This window comes from Roseateles sp. P4_D2 (assembly GCF_056401875.1).
The window spans coordinates 77,826-92,735 of the sequence record NZ_JBFUIM010000016.1; the positions used below are offsets into that span (position 1 = coordinate 77,826).

The 14,910-nt window shown below is 63.0% G+C and carries 10 protein-coding genes; 7 read left to right on the forward strand and 3 right to left on the reverse strand.

Annotation, left to right across the window (positions count from 1 at the left end; genetic code table 11):
- The first annotated feature begins 194 nt into the window (after positions 1-194).
- From AC1DW0_RS25375 to AC1DW0_RS25400, 6 genes are all read left to right on the forward strand, one after another.
- Positions 195-1,895 carry a hypothetical protein gene (locus tag AC1DW0_RS25375; RefSeq protein WP_457394282.1) on the forward strand — a complete coding sequence of 567 codons (1,701 nt, stop codon included), beginning with the start codon at positions 195-197 and terminating at the stop codon, positions 1,893-1,895.
- A gap of 141 nt (positions 1,896-2,036) precedes the next feature.
- Positions 2,037-5,132 (forward strand): TonB-dependent receptor, encoded by a 3,096-nt coding sequence (locus AC1DW0_RS25380; protein WP_056205316.1) that lies wholly within the window; start codon positions 2,037-2,039, stop codon positions 5,130-5,132.
- A 155-nt stretch (positions 5,133-5,287) separates the two neighbouring features.
- The gene (locus AC1DW0_RS25385) at positions 5,288-6,760 is read left to right on the forward strand and encodes a tryptophan halogenase family protein (protein WP_477948764.1); all 1,473 of its coding nucleotides are present in this window, start codon (positions 5,288-5,290) and stop codon (positions 6,758-6,760) included.
- Positions 6,761-6,879: 119 nt separating this feature from the next.
- Positions 6,880-8,511 carry a glycoside hydrolase family 43 protein gene (locus AC1DW0_RS25390; protein ID WP_457356165.1) on the forward strand — a complete coding sequence of 544 codons (1,632 nt, stop codon included), beginning with the start codon at positions 6,880-6,882 and terminating at the stop codon, positions 8,509-8,511.
- A gap of 46 nt (positions 8,512-8,557) precedes the next feature.
- Entirely contained in the window at positions 8,558-10,006 is a 1,449-nt protein-coding gene (locus AC1DW0_RS25395; protein ID WP_457325551.1) for a glycoside hydrolase family 43 protein, read from the forward strand.
- Positions 10,007-10,102: 96 nt separating this feature from the next.
- Positions 10,103-11,638 (forward strand): alpha-N-arabinofuranosidase, encoded by a 1,536-nt coding sequence (locus AC1DW0_RS25400; protein ID WP_477948767.1) that lies wholly within the window; start codon positions 10,103-10,105, stop codon positions 11,636-11,638.
- A gap of 28 nt (positions 11,639-11,666) precedes the next feature.
- On the opposite strand, the gene AC1DW0_RS25405 is transcribed toward AC1DW0_RS25400, so the two are convergent.
- Positions 11,667-12,380: a LytR/AlgR family response regulator transcription factor gene (locus AC1DW0_RS25405; RefSeq protein ID WP_056194476.1), complete on the reverse strand. Its 714-nt coding sequence runs from the start codon at positions 12,378-12,380 to the stop codon at positions 11,667-11,669.
- Positions 12,381-13,478, reverse strand: a complete 1,098-nt coding sequence (locus AC1DW0_RS25410) for a sensor histidine kinase (RefSeq protein ID WP_056194474.1) — start codon at positions 13,476-13,478, stop codon at positions 12,381-12,383.
- Between the two features lie 185 nt (positions 13,479-13,663).
- Between AC1DW0_RS25410 and AC1DW0_RS25415 the strand changes: the two genes are divergently transcribed.
- A complete protein-coding gene (locus tag AC1DW0_RS25415) occupies positions 13,664-14,116 on the forward strand; it encodes a nuclear transport factor 2 family protein (protein ID WP_162247748.1) in 453 nt (150 codons plus the stop codon).
- A gap of 387 nt (positions 14,117-14,503) precedes the next feature.
- Here AC1DW0_RS25415 and AC1DW0_RS25420 read toward each other — a convergent pair whose 3' ends face one another.
- On the reverse strand, positions 14,504-14,887 hold the full coding sequence (locus AC1DW0_RS25420) for a hypothetical protein (protein ID WP_477948770.1): 384 nt from the start codon (positions 14,885-14,887) through the stop codon (positions 14,504-14,506).
- Positions 14,888-14,910 lie beyond the last annotated feature (23 nt).

Genomic DNA, 14,910 nt, shown 5'->3' on the forward strand with positions numbered 1-14,910 from the left:
GTGAAGGGCTGCCTCGAATTCACATCCTCCGCCACCGTTCGGCTGGGGTGGATGAGACCCAACCACGGTGAACAAGCACGCCGATGGGGGGCTTTTTTACTCGGAAATAGTTCGCTCAACGCCCGAACCAAATGGCTTGGGTTCGGCGAGACGGGCCCGAGCTCAAAGGAGCGCTCTCGCTGCAAGTTCTGCAGTTGAGCAGCTACCAGTTATTTCAGAAAAGGAGACAGAACGTGACGAAAAAGTCGATTCCACACGCCAAGAAGTTGACCGCTGTAGCGGCATGCGCTTTTTTGGCCGCCTGCGGGGGCGGAGGGGGCGGAGATAGTGGTGGAGGGTCTGAGGGGCGCTTCCAGGCCATCAGCTTCAAATATCCGGGCGGCAACACCTTGTTGAACGGCCCGACCGCGTTGTCCGCAACAGCCACTTCCGGGTTGCCGGTCAGCTTCCGTACCGGCACGCCCACCACCTGCACGGTGGCGGACAAACAGGTGACCCTGGTGGCTGCAGGAGACTGCCTGGTCATCGCGAGCCAACCCGGCGGCGTTGGCTCGGACGGCACCGTATGGGCTGCTGCAGACGATACGAGCCAAGTGTTCGTCGTGTTGAAGCATGCACAACGCCCGCTGGTGCCGGTGGGCATCGTTCTGCGCGGAGCGGCTCCCGTCAACATCACGCTGCCAGACAAAACTGACGCTGGCATGCCGGCAACCTACACGGCGACGAAGACGCCCGAGGTTTGCACGGTCAGCGGCACGACGCTGAAAGTCCTGCAGCAAGGGTTCTGCACGCTTGGGGTGACGGCGGCGGAAAATGACTCATACACAGCCATGCCCGAGGGGCAGGCCTTCATTGAAATCGGCGCCTTGCCGCCCGCGGTGGTTCCGTTGGGCGGCGCGACTCAAACAGTCGTGCTGGGCACGGTCGATGCCAATGGCAACGCCCTGACGTACGCAAGCACCACGCCCACGGTTTGCACGGTGGCCGGCAATGAGCTTCGTCTGACCGCCAAGGGTAGCTGCGCGGTGACCCTGTCCAGCGCAGCGGGCACTTCTGAGAAGCTTCAGGTGCTCGCCGACCCGCTGTTGGTGTCTAGTGGGTTTGCGCCAGGCAGCAGCGTCGGCTGGACGGAGTCCTACAGAACCTGGCAAGGCGGTCGTGTGTCCGTCAACCCCTGGAGCAGCACTCTGGCCGCGGGCTGGGAGCGGTGTAACGCCAATGCCGACGATGGCACAAGTGTGGAGAACTGGTGCTACAGCAAGGTCTCCGACGACGGGTTGTCTCTCGTTTCTTCACTGCACCTTCCCGAGAGCAGGTGGACCCCGGGTAACTGGAATTACGGCTTCAATCGCATCGACATCTTCTCGCCTTGGACCATCGGGTTCAAGACGGATGACGACACCCTCAACGGGCTGAAGGTGACCAACGAGAAGACGCTCAACTTCACCCTGGGCGTCAATGCCGAGCTCTTCGCGGCTGCGAAGCCCATCGTCGTGCACCTGGATCTGGGCAAGAGCAATAAAAACAATTGCAACGTCGCTCTGAGCACCTTGGTGTGGGTCCCGAAGGCGGGGATGGTCAGCTACGCCGTGCCTCTGGACAACTTTGCGGTCACTGAGTCGTGCGGCCTGCCGGACATCACCAAGGCTTCGCTGGACGACGATGTGCGCAAGCTGCCGAATCCGTATGACAGCACGGGCGCCCCCGTCAACGAAGCCGCGTTCAAGGCAGCCCTGGACAAGCTTGCGGCCTCGCGTGCCTCGGCTGCGACGCTGCTGAAGTCCTCCACCGTGGTGCGCACGCGCTTCTGGCTGATGGACATCAACTTGGACAACAAGACCGACGGCATCACTGCCTCCGACTTGACCCTCAAGGGCCTCATCTACTTCCAATAACCCAGTTCGCGCGCGGCGTCGTGTGCCGGTGGCCGGTCTCCCGTGTTGATCGGGCAAGTGCCACGGCATCCGATGCCGAGAAGGCGAAGCCGCCCACACGGGCGCGCTGCCGCCGACTCATCGAAGGAATACGGAGACACCATGAAAAAACAATTCCGCACCACGGCCATCCATCGCGGCATGGTCCACATGATGCTGCTGACCGTCGGCAGCGCCGCGCTGGCGCAGTCGGCGGCTGAAAAGCCGGCAAACCTGGAAACCGTCGTCGTCACCGGTCAGCGCGCAGCGCTGCAGTCGGCGCAGAAGATCAAGCAGAACGCCGAGGAAATCGTCGACTCGGTCGTCGCCGAAGAGGCCGGCAAGCTGCCGGACAAGTCGATCACCGAAGTGCTGCAGCGCGTCGTCGGCGTCGTCATCGACCGCAACAAGTCGCGCGGCGACCCGGAGCACTTCTCCGTCGAAGGCTCGGGCATCAGCGTGCGCGGCCTGAGCTGGGGCTCGTCGCTGCTCAATGGCCGCGAGTCATTCTCTGCCGGGTGGCCGGGCCGCGAGCTGAGCTGGGGCGACATCCCGCCTGAGCTGATGGCCGGCGTGGACGTCTACAAGAACCCCTCCAGCGAAATCATCGAAGGCGGCGTCAGCGGCACGGTGAACCTGCGCACGGCCTTGCCCTTTGACTACAAGGTGACCAAGGCCTACATGTCGGCGGGCAACAACTACGTGCAGCGCTCAGGCAAGAATTCGCCCAGCCTGTCGGGGCTGTACACCACGCAGTGGAATACGGACATCGGCCGTGTGGGCGTGCTGCTGGATGTGTCCTACAACCACACCAGCTTCCAGAACGAGAGCCTCCAACTGGACGCCTACTACCCCCGTACCGACCTGATCGAGGGCAAGGTGGCGTGGGCGCCGAAATCGGCCTCGTTCCGCAACAACACCGGCGACAACGAACGCGCCGGCTTCTACGGCGCGCTGCAGTGGAAGAAGGACGGCATGGACTCGTCGCTGACTTATTTCGTGTCGGGCACACGGGAGACGGGCAGCGAGCAGGGCTTCTACACCGGTATCGAGAACGCGTACAAGTCGAAGATCGACCCCGCGACAGCGAAGTACGACGCCAACAATGTGCTGCTCTCGGGCAAGTACACCTATCCGACCGGGCCCGGGGCGAACGACTTCGAGGCTGGCGGCCTGGGCTTGCAGATCACGCGCGGCTGGAACCAGACCACCTCGAAGACCGGTGAACTGGCGTGGAACTTCAAGTGGGCCGTCAACGACAACTGGCTGCTGCAGAACGACGTCCAGTGGGTTCACGCGAAGAACGATTCGGTCGGCCGCAACCTGCAGTTGGGCACTTTCGCGCCAAGCATGGGCATCGACGTGTCAGGAAAGGGCCCGTTGCGCCTCGAGTTCGACCAGGCCGCCACGGATTTCCTGGCCGATCCGAAACACTATTACTGGAACCTGATCATGCCGAGCGCCAGCAAGGCCGACGGCGACTTGTACGCATGGAAGGCAGACGCGCGATACCGTTTCGAGGACAACCCCATCCTGCGTGACATCCGTGTCGGCGTGAGAGCCACCTACCGCGTGGCGCGCCGCTACGAACCCACGGGCAATGGGTGGAGTTCCATTGCCGAACCCTGGGACGTCAAGCAGAACGTCGTACCCGGTCAATATCCCCCAGACAACGGCCAGGGGGGCCGGCGCCCAAGCTTCGCGTACCTGAAAGATGCGAAGTACCAAACCGTCCCGGTCGAAGTGTTCAACTTCGGCAGCTTCTACGGGGGCAAGGCGGGCTCGCTGCCGAACATCGTCATGCCGACGGTCAGTGCCGTGCGCGACTATCCGAACACATACGGCAAGTTGCTCAACGACTACCGCTACCAGCAATGCCTGGACGCCAAGGCGCAGTACCCAGGCGTGGAATGCGACTTGAAGAAGGACTATCAGAACTTCAAGGAGCTGGTTTACGACAACGACCCGTCCAAAACCAGCACGCACAGCGAACAGACCGATGCCGTCTATGCCACGCTGCGCTTTGGCTTCGACGACTTGAAGTTCCCGATCGAAGGCAATGTCGGCGTGCGCGCCGTGCTGACCCACGACGTCTCGCACGGCTACACAGTTTTCGATCGCAAATACGACTCGAATACGCCGCCGCACCTGCCGCACTTCGACCAGATCAATCAACCGATCGACGTGCAGAACGAGTTCTTCAAGGTGCTGCCGTCGCTCAATCTGAAGATGAACTTCACCGACAGGTTGCAGGCGCGCCTGGCAATGGCCCAGAGCATGAACCGACCTGGCTTCAACCAACTGGGTGAGTACATCAAGCTGTTCCAGAACTACGACGAGCAGAAAGGGACGCTCACCTACACCGGAGAGAACACCGGCAACGTCAAGCTCAAGCCGATCACGGCCAACAGCTACGACCTGGCGCTGGAGTGGTACCCGCGCGACGGCCAGTCCATCACGGGCACGGTGTTCCATAAGGATGTCAAGGACGTCATCATGAACAGCGTCTACAGCCGTGCCTACAACACCAACACCGGCACTCCGCAGCTCTTCGCGATCACCGGGCCGGACAACGTGGGCAAAGCCAAGGTCAGCGGTCTGGAGGTTGCGGGCATGACCTACCTGGACAAGCTCGCGTTCCTGGAAGGCGTGCTGCCGGAGTGGGCCAAGGGCATCGGCGTGTCGGTCAACTACACCTACATCGATGCCAAGCAAAGCCTGTACAAGCAGATCTACAACCCCTACTGCGATGCAGGCAGAGCGACGACGAATGGCACGCTGCACCTGTTCGGCTGCGACACGAACGGCCTGCCGTTCACTGATCTGCCGCTGCCCTACATGGCCAAGAACGCGGCCAACTTCGTGCTGATGTATGACCGCGGTCCGCTGTCGGCGCGGCTGGCCTACAACTGGCACAGCCGCATCCTGCAGGCGGCGGATGCCAATGGCACGCGCGGCGACGACGCGACGAGCGCGGACCCGTCGCGCCCAGGTGCCCGGGATGTGGGCTGGGGCCTGCCGGTATGGCAGGAGGCTTTCGGCCAGTGGGACGCCGGCGTCAACTACAGGGTCACCGACGCGCTCGGCGTGTCCCTCAACGTGACGAACCTGAACAACGTCATCGTCCGCCAGACGCAGCAGCAGCACATCGGCGTGATGGGACGTGCGTGGTTCTACCCTGGCCGCAGCTACTCGCTGAGCGCACGTTACGAGTTCTGACGCGGTCCCTGACGCGGCGTCACTGCATGCCGCCCGGACGGGCTGTCCGGGCGGCATGCCCACTCGTGTGGATCGGCGCCGCGCATGGCCAGAGATGGCAATGATTGACGTCGGCGCAGGTCGTTCAAGGCGCCCAAGAACTTCGCAGGGTTTCTATGACGCAGAAAGTTGATCGCATCGTCGTCGTGGGCGGTGGCAGCGCCGGCTGGATGGTGGCCGCGGCGCTGGTCACCGGGCTGAAAGGCCGCGCCACCGTCGAGGTGGTCGAGTCCGAGGACATCGGCATCATCGGCGTCGGTGAAGCCACCTTCCCGTCCATCCGCAACTACAACCAGCTGATCGGCATCGACGAGCGCGATTTCCTGCGCGCCACCAACGGCACCTACAAGCTGGGCATCCGCTTCTGCGACTGGCTGGACGTTGGCAAGGACTACTTCCACACCTTCGGCCATTTCGGCAACCTGTTCGGCTCGCAGACGCTGTGGGCGCAGCACCGGCGCATGGGTCTGGCCGAGCCGCTGGGCGTGCAGTGCGTGCCCACGGTGATGGCGATGAAGGGCCGTTTCGTGCTGCCCAGCGAGCAGGCGCAGTTCAAGTACGCCTACCACTTCGACGCCGTCCAGTACGCCGCCTTCCTGCGCAATCTGGCCGTGCAGCGCGGTGCCCGCCACACGCTGGGACGCATCACCGACGTGTCACGCCGCGCCGACGGCGGCGTGGCCGCCTTGCAACTGGAGGATGGCCGGCGCATCGAGGGCGACCTGTTCGTCGACTGCTCGGGCTTTCGTTCCCTGCTGTTGGGCCAGGCGCTGGAGGAGCCCTTCGTCGACTTCAGCCACTGGCTGCCCGTCGACGGCGCCTGGGCCTGCCCCACCGAACGGGTCGGCGAGGAACTGGCCCCGTACACCCAGGCCACGGCGCTGGAAGGGGGCTGGGCGTGGCGCATCCCGCTGCAGAACCGCACCGGTCATGGCCACGTGTTCTCAAGCCGCTTCATCGACGCCGACCGTGCCCGCGAACAACTGCTGGCCCGGCTCGACGGCAAGCCGCTCGGCGAGCCGCGGCTGCTGCGCTTCACGACCGGCCACCGCGAGCGCTTCTGGGTGCACAACGTCGTCGCCATCGGCCTGTCCTCGGGCTTCCTGGAGCCGCTCGAGTCCACCAGCATCTACCTGATTCAGGACGGCATCAGCCGCCTCATGACCCTGCTGACGGCCGGCCGGCCGGTGGACGAGAACGACCGGGCCCTGTTCAACGACGGCGCGGCACGCCGCTTCGCGCGCATCCGCGACTTCATCATCCTGCACTACTGCCTGACCCGCCGCCGCGACAGCGAGCTGTGGCGGCACGTGTCATCGATGGAGCTGCCCGAAACCCTGGCCTTCCGGATGGAGCTGTGGCGTCGCTACGGCGTACTGCATGAGTACGACGAAGAGGGCTTCGACGCCACCAGCTGGCTCGCCATCCACGCCGGCATGGAGCACTGGCCGGAGCGCAACGATCCGGTCTTCGCGGAGATTTCGCCGGAGCGGGCCATGCAGGCGCTGGACCAGCGTCGCAAGGCCATCGAAGCCTCGGTGGCGCGCATGCCGCAGCACCATCGCATGCTGCTCAAGATGCTGGGCTGATTCCTGGCCATCTTGAACTCATCCGGTCCCTGACGGCCGCCCCGCGTAAGCGCGCCGCAGCCTGGGCCGCTCCGTGCGACCGATGCGCTGGCTCGCAAAAACTACTCCAGAGACAAAACATGGACAAACACCCTGACGGCCTGAGTCGGCCGATTTTTCCCCTCCTGATGGCTCTCATCCTCTCCGTCGGGTCTCAGGTCGCTCCGGCGGCAGAGGCTGCACAGGCAGCACCTGCACATAACCCGCTGATCTGGGCCGACGTCCCGGACATCGCCATCATCCGTGTCGGCAAGACCTACTACATGAGCAGCACGACGATGCACATGAGCCCGGGCCTGCCGATCATGAAGTCGACGGACCTCGTCAACTGGAGCATGGCCTCCTACGCACATCAGAACCTTGCCGACAACGAAGCCTTCCGCCTTGAAAACGGCAAGAACGCCTACGGTGCCGGCTCCTGGGCCAGCAGCCTGCGCTACCACGACGGCATGTTCTATGCCTCGACGTTCGCCGCCACCACCGGAGGACGCACCCACGTCTACACCACGCGCGATCCCGAACGCGGCCCATGGAAGGAGACGAGTTTCGAGCCCTTGATGAATGACCACAGCCTGTTCTTCGACGACGACGGTCGCGTCTACATGGTCTGGGGCTGCAACCGCATCATGCTCACCGAGCTCAAATCCGATCTGACCGGCACCAAGCCCGGCGGCGTGAACAAGGTCATCATCGAACACGTCAACGCCGTCTTCGGCGCTGACCAGGGCGGGCTGTGTGGGGAGGGCTCGCAGCTTTCCAAGATCAACGGCCGCTACTACCTCCTCAATATCGCCTCGCCCGGAAGCCGCTGGGCGCGCACCGTCATCGTCAGCCGCGCCGACACCCTCGACGGGCCTTACGAGAGTCGCATCGCGCTCGATGACCGGGGGATCGCCCAGGGCGGCCTCATCGACACGCCCGACGGCAAGTGGTATGCCTATCTTTTCAAGGACAACGGCGCCGTCGGTCGCATTCCCTACCTCGTGCCTGTGACCTGGACGGACGGCTGGCCTGTGCTCGGCGAAAACGGCAAGGTGGCCATGACGCTCGATATCCCGGCCGGCGCGCAGGGCGTCTCAGGCGCATCGGGCATCGTCGCCTCCGACGAATTCGACCGTCAGCCTGGCGAGCCCGACTTGCCCCTGGCCTGGCAATGGAATCACAACCCCGAGCCTCGTGACTGGTCGCTCACGAAGCGCCCGGGCCACCTGAGCTTGACCACCAGCCGGAACGTCGCAACTCTGCTCGAGGCCCGGAACACCCTCACTCAGCGCACCTTCGGGCCGCGCAGTTCCGCCACCACCAGCATCGACGTGAGCGGCATGAAAGACGGCGACTGGGCCGGCCTGGCCGCGTTTCAAAGGCAATACGGTTTCGTGGGCGTCAAGATGAGCGACGGCGCCCGATCTCTCGTCATGGTGAGCGCCGAAACCGACAAGCCCGAAGAGATCGCCTCCATTCCCCTCTCCGGCAAGACCGTTCACCTTCGGGTCGACTGCGAATTTGAGCCCGCGCCTGAAGTTGCCCGGTTCTCCTACAGCCTAGACGGCAAATCGTGGACCCCCATCGGTCGTCCTTCGCGCCTGGCCTACACCTTCCCGCACTTCATGGGTTACCGCTACGGCCTCTTCTATTACTCGACCAAGATTGCCGGCGGCCGCGTGGACTTTGACTACTACCGGGTCGGGCAAGGGACGCAAGACGGGCGCTAGGACGGCGCAACTTTATTTCTCCGCCTTCTCTCATTTTCCGCCGCGCATGAAAAAAACAGCCTTCTCCGCAGTCGTTCTCTCGTCCGTGCTGGTCTTGCTGCCCGCAACGTCATTCGCGCGCAACCCGGTTATTCAAACGATGTATACGGCCGATCCGGCCCCCATGGTCCATAAGGGCACGCTCTACCTGTTTTCTAGCCACGACGAAGACGTCGGGGAGGCCAACAACTTCAATATGAAGAATTGGGTGCTCGCCACGACGACGGACATGGTGAACTGGACTCAGCACGGCGCGGTCGCCTCCCTGCGAGATTTTCCTTGGGCCTCCAAGGAGAACTCCGGCTGGGACGGCTATGACAACGGTGCCTGGGCCCCTCAAGTGATTGAGCGCGATGGCAAGTGGTATCTCTATGGCCCGGTGCAAGGCCGTGGCATTGGCGTGCTGGTGGCCGATAACCCCCTGGGCCCCTATATCGACCCGATCAAAAAGCCGCTGATCGCCGGCCACGCCGGCGGCCTGTACGACAGCATCGATCCGACCGTTTTCATCGACGACAAGGGTCAGGCCTATCTCGCCTGGGGCAATCCCAATCTGTGGTCAGTGAAACTGAACAAGGACATGATTTCCTACGACACCAGCGTCGGGGAGAAGGGCATCATTGGCCATCCGATGACCGTCAAGGCCTTGGGCGAGCGCAACCCTCCGGACACAGTAGGCGTCACGAAGCCGAAGCCTGCTTTGCGCGGCACATCCTACGAAGAGGGTCCTTGGCTCTATAGGCGCAAGAATCTCAATTACCTGTTTTTTGCCGCCGGTCCCATCCCTGAGCATCTCGGCTACGCCACCGGCCCCACAGCCGAAGGCCCGTGGACCTACGGCGGCGCCGTCATGTCTCCGCAAAGCGCTTTTACCAACCACCCGGGCGTGGTCGATTACAAGGGCAAGACCTACCTTTTCTATCACAACGCCGCTCTTCCGGGAGGCGACGGCTTCAAACGTTCCGTGTGCGTCGACGAGTTGAAGTTCAACCCCGATGGCTCGGTCCCGATGGTGCAGCCAACCAAGGAAGGGCCGGCGCCGGTCGCCACCCTCGATCCCTACAAGCGAGTTGAAGCCGAGACCATCGCCTGGTCTTCCGGTGTCAAGATCGAGCCCAGCAGCGCCGGTGGCCAGAATGTGCGCGACATCCATGACGGCGCCTATATCCAGGTGCGAAATGTCGATTTCGGCGTGACCGGCGCGCGCGCCTTCATGGCCAGCCTCGCCAGCACGGCCGAGGCGAAGGAGCCCAGCGGGGCAAAGATCGAGATTCGTCTGGGCAAGCTCGACGGCCAGTTGATCGGCACTCTGCCGGTGTCAGGAACCGGCGGCGAATGGAAGCAGCAGTTGGCCCAGATCTCCGGAGCCTCCGGCGTCCAGGATCTCTTCTTCGTATTCCGCGGTGCGGCCGGCGAAGAACTGTTCAAGTTCGATTACTGGCAATTCTCGAAATAACTGAACAAGGCGGTCCGCGCATGGCGCTGCCGAAGAATCAGCGGGATTCATTGCGATCAAACACATGGCGGCTTTGCAGCTGTCTTGAGACCCTATATGAAAACAATCAAACACAGCCTCGCCGTTCTCGGCCTGATCGCGGCCCCGGCTTTTGCCGCCAACGAGGTCAGCATCAACATCGACGCCGGCAAGCCCGGCCCGGTCATCAGCAAGTATGTGTACGGCCAGTTCGCCGAACACCTCGGCACCGGCGTCTACGAAGGCATGTGGGTCGGCACGAAGTCGAACATCCCGAACACCCGAGGCTGGCGCAATGACGTCGTCGGCGCGCTCAAGGAGCTGCATGTGCCGCTGGTGCGCTGGCCGGGCGGCTGCTTCGCCGACACCTACCACTGGCGCGACGGGATCGGCCCGCAGGACAAGCGCCCGAGCAACGTCTGGGGGACCCACGTCGAAGAGATCAACGCCGTCGGYACSCAYGAGTTCTTCGACCTGATCGAGATGATGGGCGCCGACGCCTACGTCAACGGCAACGTCGGTACCGGCAGCGTGCAGGAGATGGCCGACTGGGTCCAGTACATGACYGCGGAAGGCGGCTCGCCGCTGGCCAGGCTGCGCGCYCAGAACGGSCGCGAGAAGCCGTTCAAGGTCGCYTTCTTCGGTGTCGGCAATGAGCTGTGGGGCTGTGGCGGCAACATGAAGCCCGAGTACTACGCGAGCCTGTACAGCAATTACGAGCATTTCCTGTGGGCGCCCGAGAAGTCGCGGCCGAAGATGATCGCCAGCGGCGGCAGCGGCTTCGACACCGCSTGGACCCAGRTCCTGAGCAAGGAACTGAAGGGCCGCACGATCGGCATCACCGTCCACCAGTACACCGTCCCGACCGGCAACTGGGACGTCAAGGGCAAGGACCTCGGCTTCAAGGAAGGCGAGTGGATCTCGACCCTGGCCAATACCTTGAAGATGGATCAGCTGATCAAGGACCACGTGGCCGTGCTGGACAAACACGACCCCGAGAAGAAGATCGGATTGATGATCGACGAGTGGGGCACCTGGTATGACGAAGTGAACCCCAGRGGCGGGCTGTTCCAGCAGAACTCCCTGCGCGACGCGCTCGTGGCGGCRCTCAACTTCCACATCTTCCATSAGCAYGCGGAGCGGGTCCCCATGACCACCATCGCCCAGATGGTCAACGTCCTGCAGGCGATGATCCTGACGGACAAGGAGAAGATGGTCCTGACCCCGACCTACTACGCCTTTCAGATGTATGCGCCATTCCAGGATGCCAAGTCGCTGCCGCTGGCCATCAAGGACAACACCAGCTACACCCTGGGCGCTGTGACCATTCCGGGCGTGAGCGCTTCGGCGGCGCGTGCCAAGGACGGCAAGGTGTACCTGGCGCTGGTCAACACCGATCCGTCCAAGGCGGTCGATGTCGCCGTCAACGTTGCGGGCACGAAGGTCAACGGTGCGGCAGGCAAGGTGCTGACCTCGGCCGCGATGGACGCGCACAACACCTTCCAGGATCCGCAGGTCATCAAGCCGGCGGCGTTCAGCGCGCGTGCCGCGGACGGCAAGCTGTCCATCAAGGTACCTGCCAAGGCCGTGATGGTGGTCGCGCTGGAGGAGTGAAGGCGTCGCGCGCAAGCGCTTCGTGAAGTCATATTCGATCGGTGAAATTCTTTCGAAACCTGCGGCTCATTGACAGCCGAACGCCCGATTGAAGAACCACCTCGTGCTCTCCGCTGCTGTGAAGCTCTAGACCGCGAACCCTCTCGCGATTGACGATGATGGACCGGTGGATACGAACGAAGGTCTTTGCGTCCAGCTCTCGTTCTAGAGCGTGCAGGCTGCGGCGCAAGATGTGCGTCGCATTGCCCACGTGCAAGTATGCGTAGTAGTCGGCCGCCTCGATCCAGTCCACGTCTGCCGTGTTCAAGAACAAGGTCTTGCCCCGGTTCTTCACCACGAGTTGAGTCAATGGCGGGCGGTCCGCCGTCGGCTCTTGCGTGATCCGAAACTTGGCTCGCTGCAACGCGCGGTGAAATCGCGCGTCGTCGAACGGCTTGAGCAAATAGTCAAGCGCGCCTGCATCGAACGCGCGCAGCGCGTATTCGTCGTACGCCGTGACGAAGACGACGGCCGCGGGCATGTCCGAGCCCATCAGTTCGAGCACATCGAAGCCATCGCACTCGGGCATGTGGACGTCGAGAAAGAGAACGTCAGGTCTTGTGCGCCGCATCTCGGCAACGGCCGCTTGACCAGAGTCGCATTCAACGACGGCTGCCACATCTGGATCGGCACTCAGCAAGATCACAAGGTTACGCCGGGCGATCGCCTCGTCGTCGACCACCAGGATCCGCAGCGCCGCCATTCAGGACACCTGCAGGGGAAGCGTGACGACGACTTCGACGCCATCCTCTCCGGCGGGTTTGAGCGTCAGGCCGGACCGCTCGCCGTGAAGAATCCGCAAGCGTGCCCGCAAGTTCCTGAGGCCCACGCCGGTGCCCGTTGCAGCGAGATCCTCCTGCGTGAACGGTCCGTCGTTTGACACGGTCAGCCGCAGCATCCCCTGCCTGTCCTCGCCGACGATGCGAATGCCGCCGCCGCTCACTCGTTTGCAAATGCCGTGCTTGATGGCGTTCTCGACGAGAGGCTGCAACAGCAGGTTCGGCACCTTGGCGCCGAGCAGTTCGTTCGGGAGCTCCATGTTCACGACAAGGCGCTCGCCGAACCGAAGCTTCTGGATGTCGACGTAACGCTGCAGGTAGTCCACTTCCTCCGCCAACGTCACCTGCGCCCTGTGCGAATCTTCCGATGCGCGACGCAGGAATTCACTCAGTCCCACGACCATGTTGACTGCCGCGTCGTTGCGTCGGTCACGAACAAGGCCAGCGATCGTGTTGAGCGTGTTGTACATGAAGTGCGGCTCGAGTTGTCTTCGCAACGCCTCCAGCTGCGCTCTGGTCAGCTCTTCATTGAGTCGGGCAGCTTCTGTCACCTGCTTGGTGATGCGGTCCTTCGCGTCCACCAGATAGGTCACAGTCAATATCAGCGTGTAGGCGATGGTGAACGTCAATAGCTGGTAGACAAGCGACGTGCTCCACGTTTCCCCGAACGTCGGCCAGCGCTTGTTGCCCCACGGATTGAAGATCGTCTGGAGCCACGCATACCAGCATTCAGTGATCGTGCTGATGATGGCGAACGTTGCCAGATGCAGCGTGACGGTGCCTACGCTGGCTCTGCGAATGATCGGGTAGCGCAAGGCCAGCTGGACGACGAGTGGCGTCGCCAACGCCCATGGCAACCACAGGGCCAGTTCGATCAAGAACAGCGGCGCCCAGGGATGCGTTCTGCCTTCCAGGCGCATGATCGCCACGGTTTGACACGCGTCGAACAGCGCGCCGGCCGTCCAGGCTGCGGCGATCCAGCGCCAACGGCTCGAGGCTGCATACCGTCCCAAGGAGAGCATGCCGGCGACGATACCTTAGGCGTAATCAGCCTCCACGCGTTCTGCAGCGAACGGCGGCCGGCATGCAGGGAGCGGTCTGGCCTCGTCCCTGCGGACTGCCTAGACTGACTCAAGTCGCTGCGCACGGGCCCGGGCCCTCGAGAGGCACGCGGGGAGATCTCACACAACCAAAAGGAGATGGCAATATGAAACGATCGATGGCTTTGATTCTTTCATTCTGGTCGCTCGCGGTCGCTGCCTTGGCTGACACACCGGTTCCTCCTTCGACGCAGGCGGCCGTCGAGGAAATCAGGCAGCTAGGGAAAGAGATGGGGGATGCGATGGTGGCACTCGACATCGACAAGATTGACCAAATTTTTGGTGATGACTGGGTGTCGGTCGGATCATCCGGCGGCGTATCAACCAAGCGAATGCTCCTGAACGACGTCAAGACGGGCAAGAAGAGGCTTACGTGGTTCGAGCTGCGGCCGATCGATGTACAGGTCTTCGGTGAAGTCGCCATTGCTCAGGGCAACGTGGCCGAGAAGAGATTCGTCGACGGTCGGGAGATCTATATGGAACTCGTCTATGCGGACATCCTGAAAAAGCGCGACGGCCGCTGGGTGGTCGTGCAAAGCATGGGTGCCAAGGTTCGGTAAGTGCGGGGATGTCGTTGCGAATGCGAATGAAGACCTGCTTCGCGCACGCCCATCAGCCTTGAGGCGCGCAACGACTCGCGCGGGCGCCAACCAAGCGTGTCCTCCAGCGGATCACAGTGCCATTACCGAGGCCCGTACGCGATGTCGGTGAGGACGACGAGGCGCGGCTTCGCGGGAGGCGCCTCGGGCGCGGCTGAAGTGCCTCCCGACGGCATGAGTGCGCCGAGCAGCGGGGTGACGTGAGTCTGAGCATGGATGGCGTCGTCATGGGTCAGCGACCCGAAGTCGCTGGGCCCGTCCTGCGTTTCAATGCGCCGGCTTGGCGATGCTCGGCGTCATGGGCAACGGCGATCATGGTCTGCCCGCCATCGGCGCGTGGGCCCGCCGTCAGCGCAGCGGCGTGATGCGCACCATGATCACGCCGTGAGGAGCGACCTTGCCGCCATAGCTGCCGCTGACGTTCTTCGTGACCTTCTTGCTCCACAGGTCCTTCACGTCGGCCTTCTGGTCGATGGGCAACTGGAGCAGGTCCCAAGCCACCTTCATGTTGGCCGGCGTCTTGCCGCGGTTGAACAGCACCACCGCGTGCTCACCGCCAGACAGCGGACGCACCGAGACCTCAAGATCGCCTTCCTTCAGTGTGCGGTGGCCTTGCTTGCCCAGTGGATCCTGGTCGGCGGCGATGACATCCTTGTTGGTGAGGATGCGCAGCGTCTCGGCGTCCATCTTCGACAGGTCGTTGCCGGCGATCAGCGGCGCGGCCAGCCGCATGTCAAGGAGCCGGCGTCGGAGTA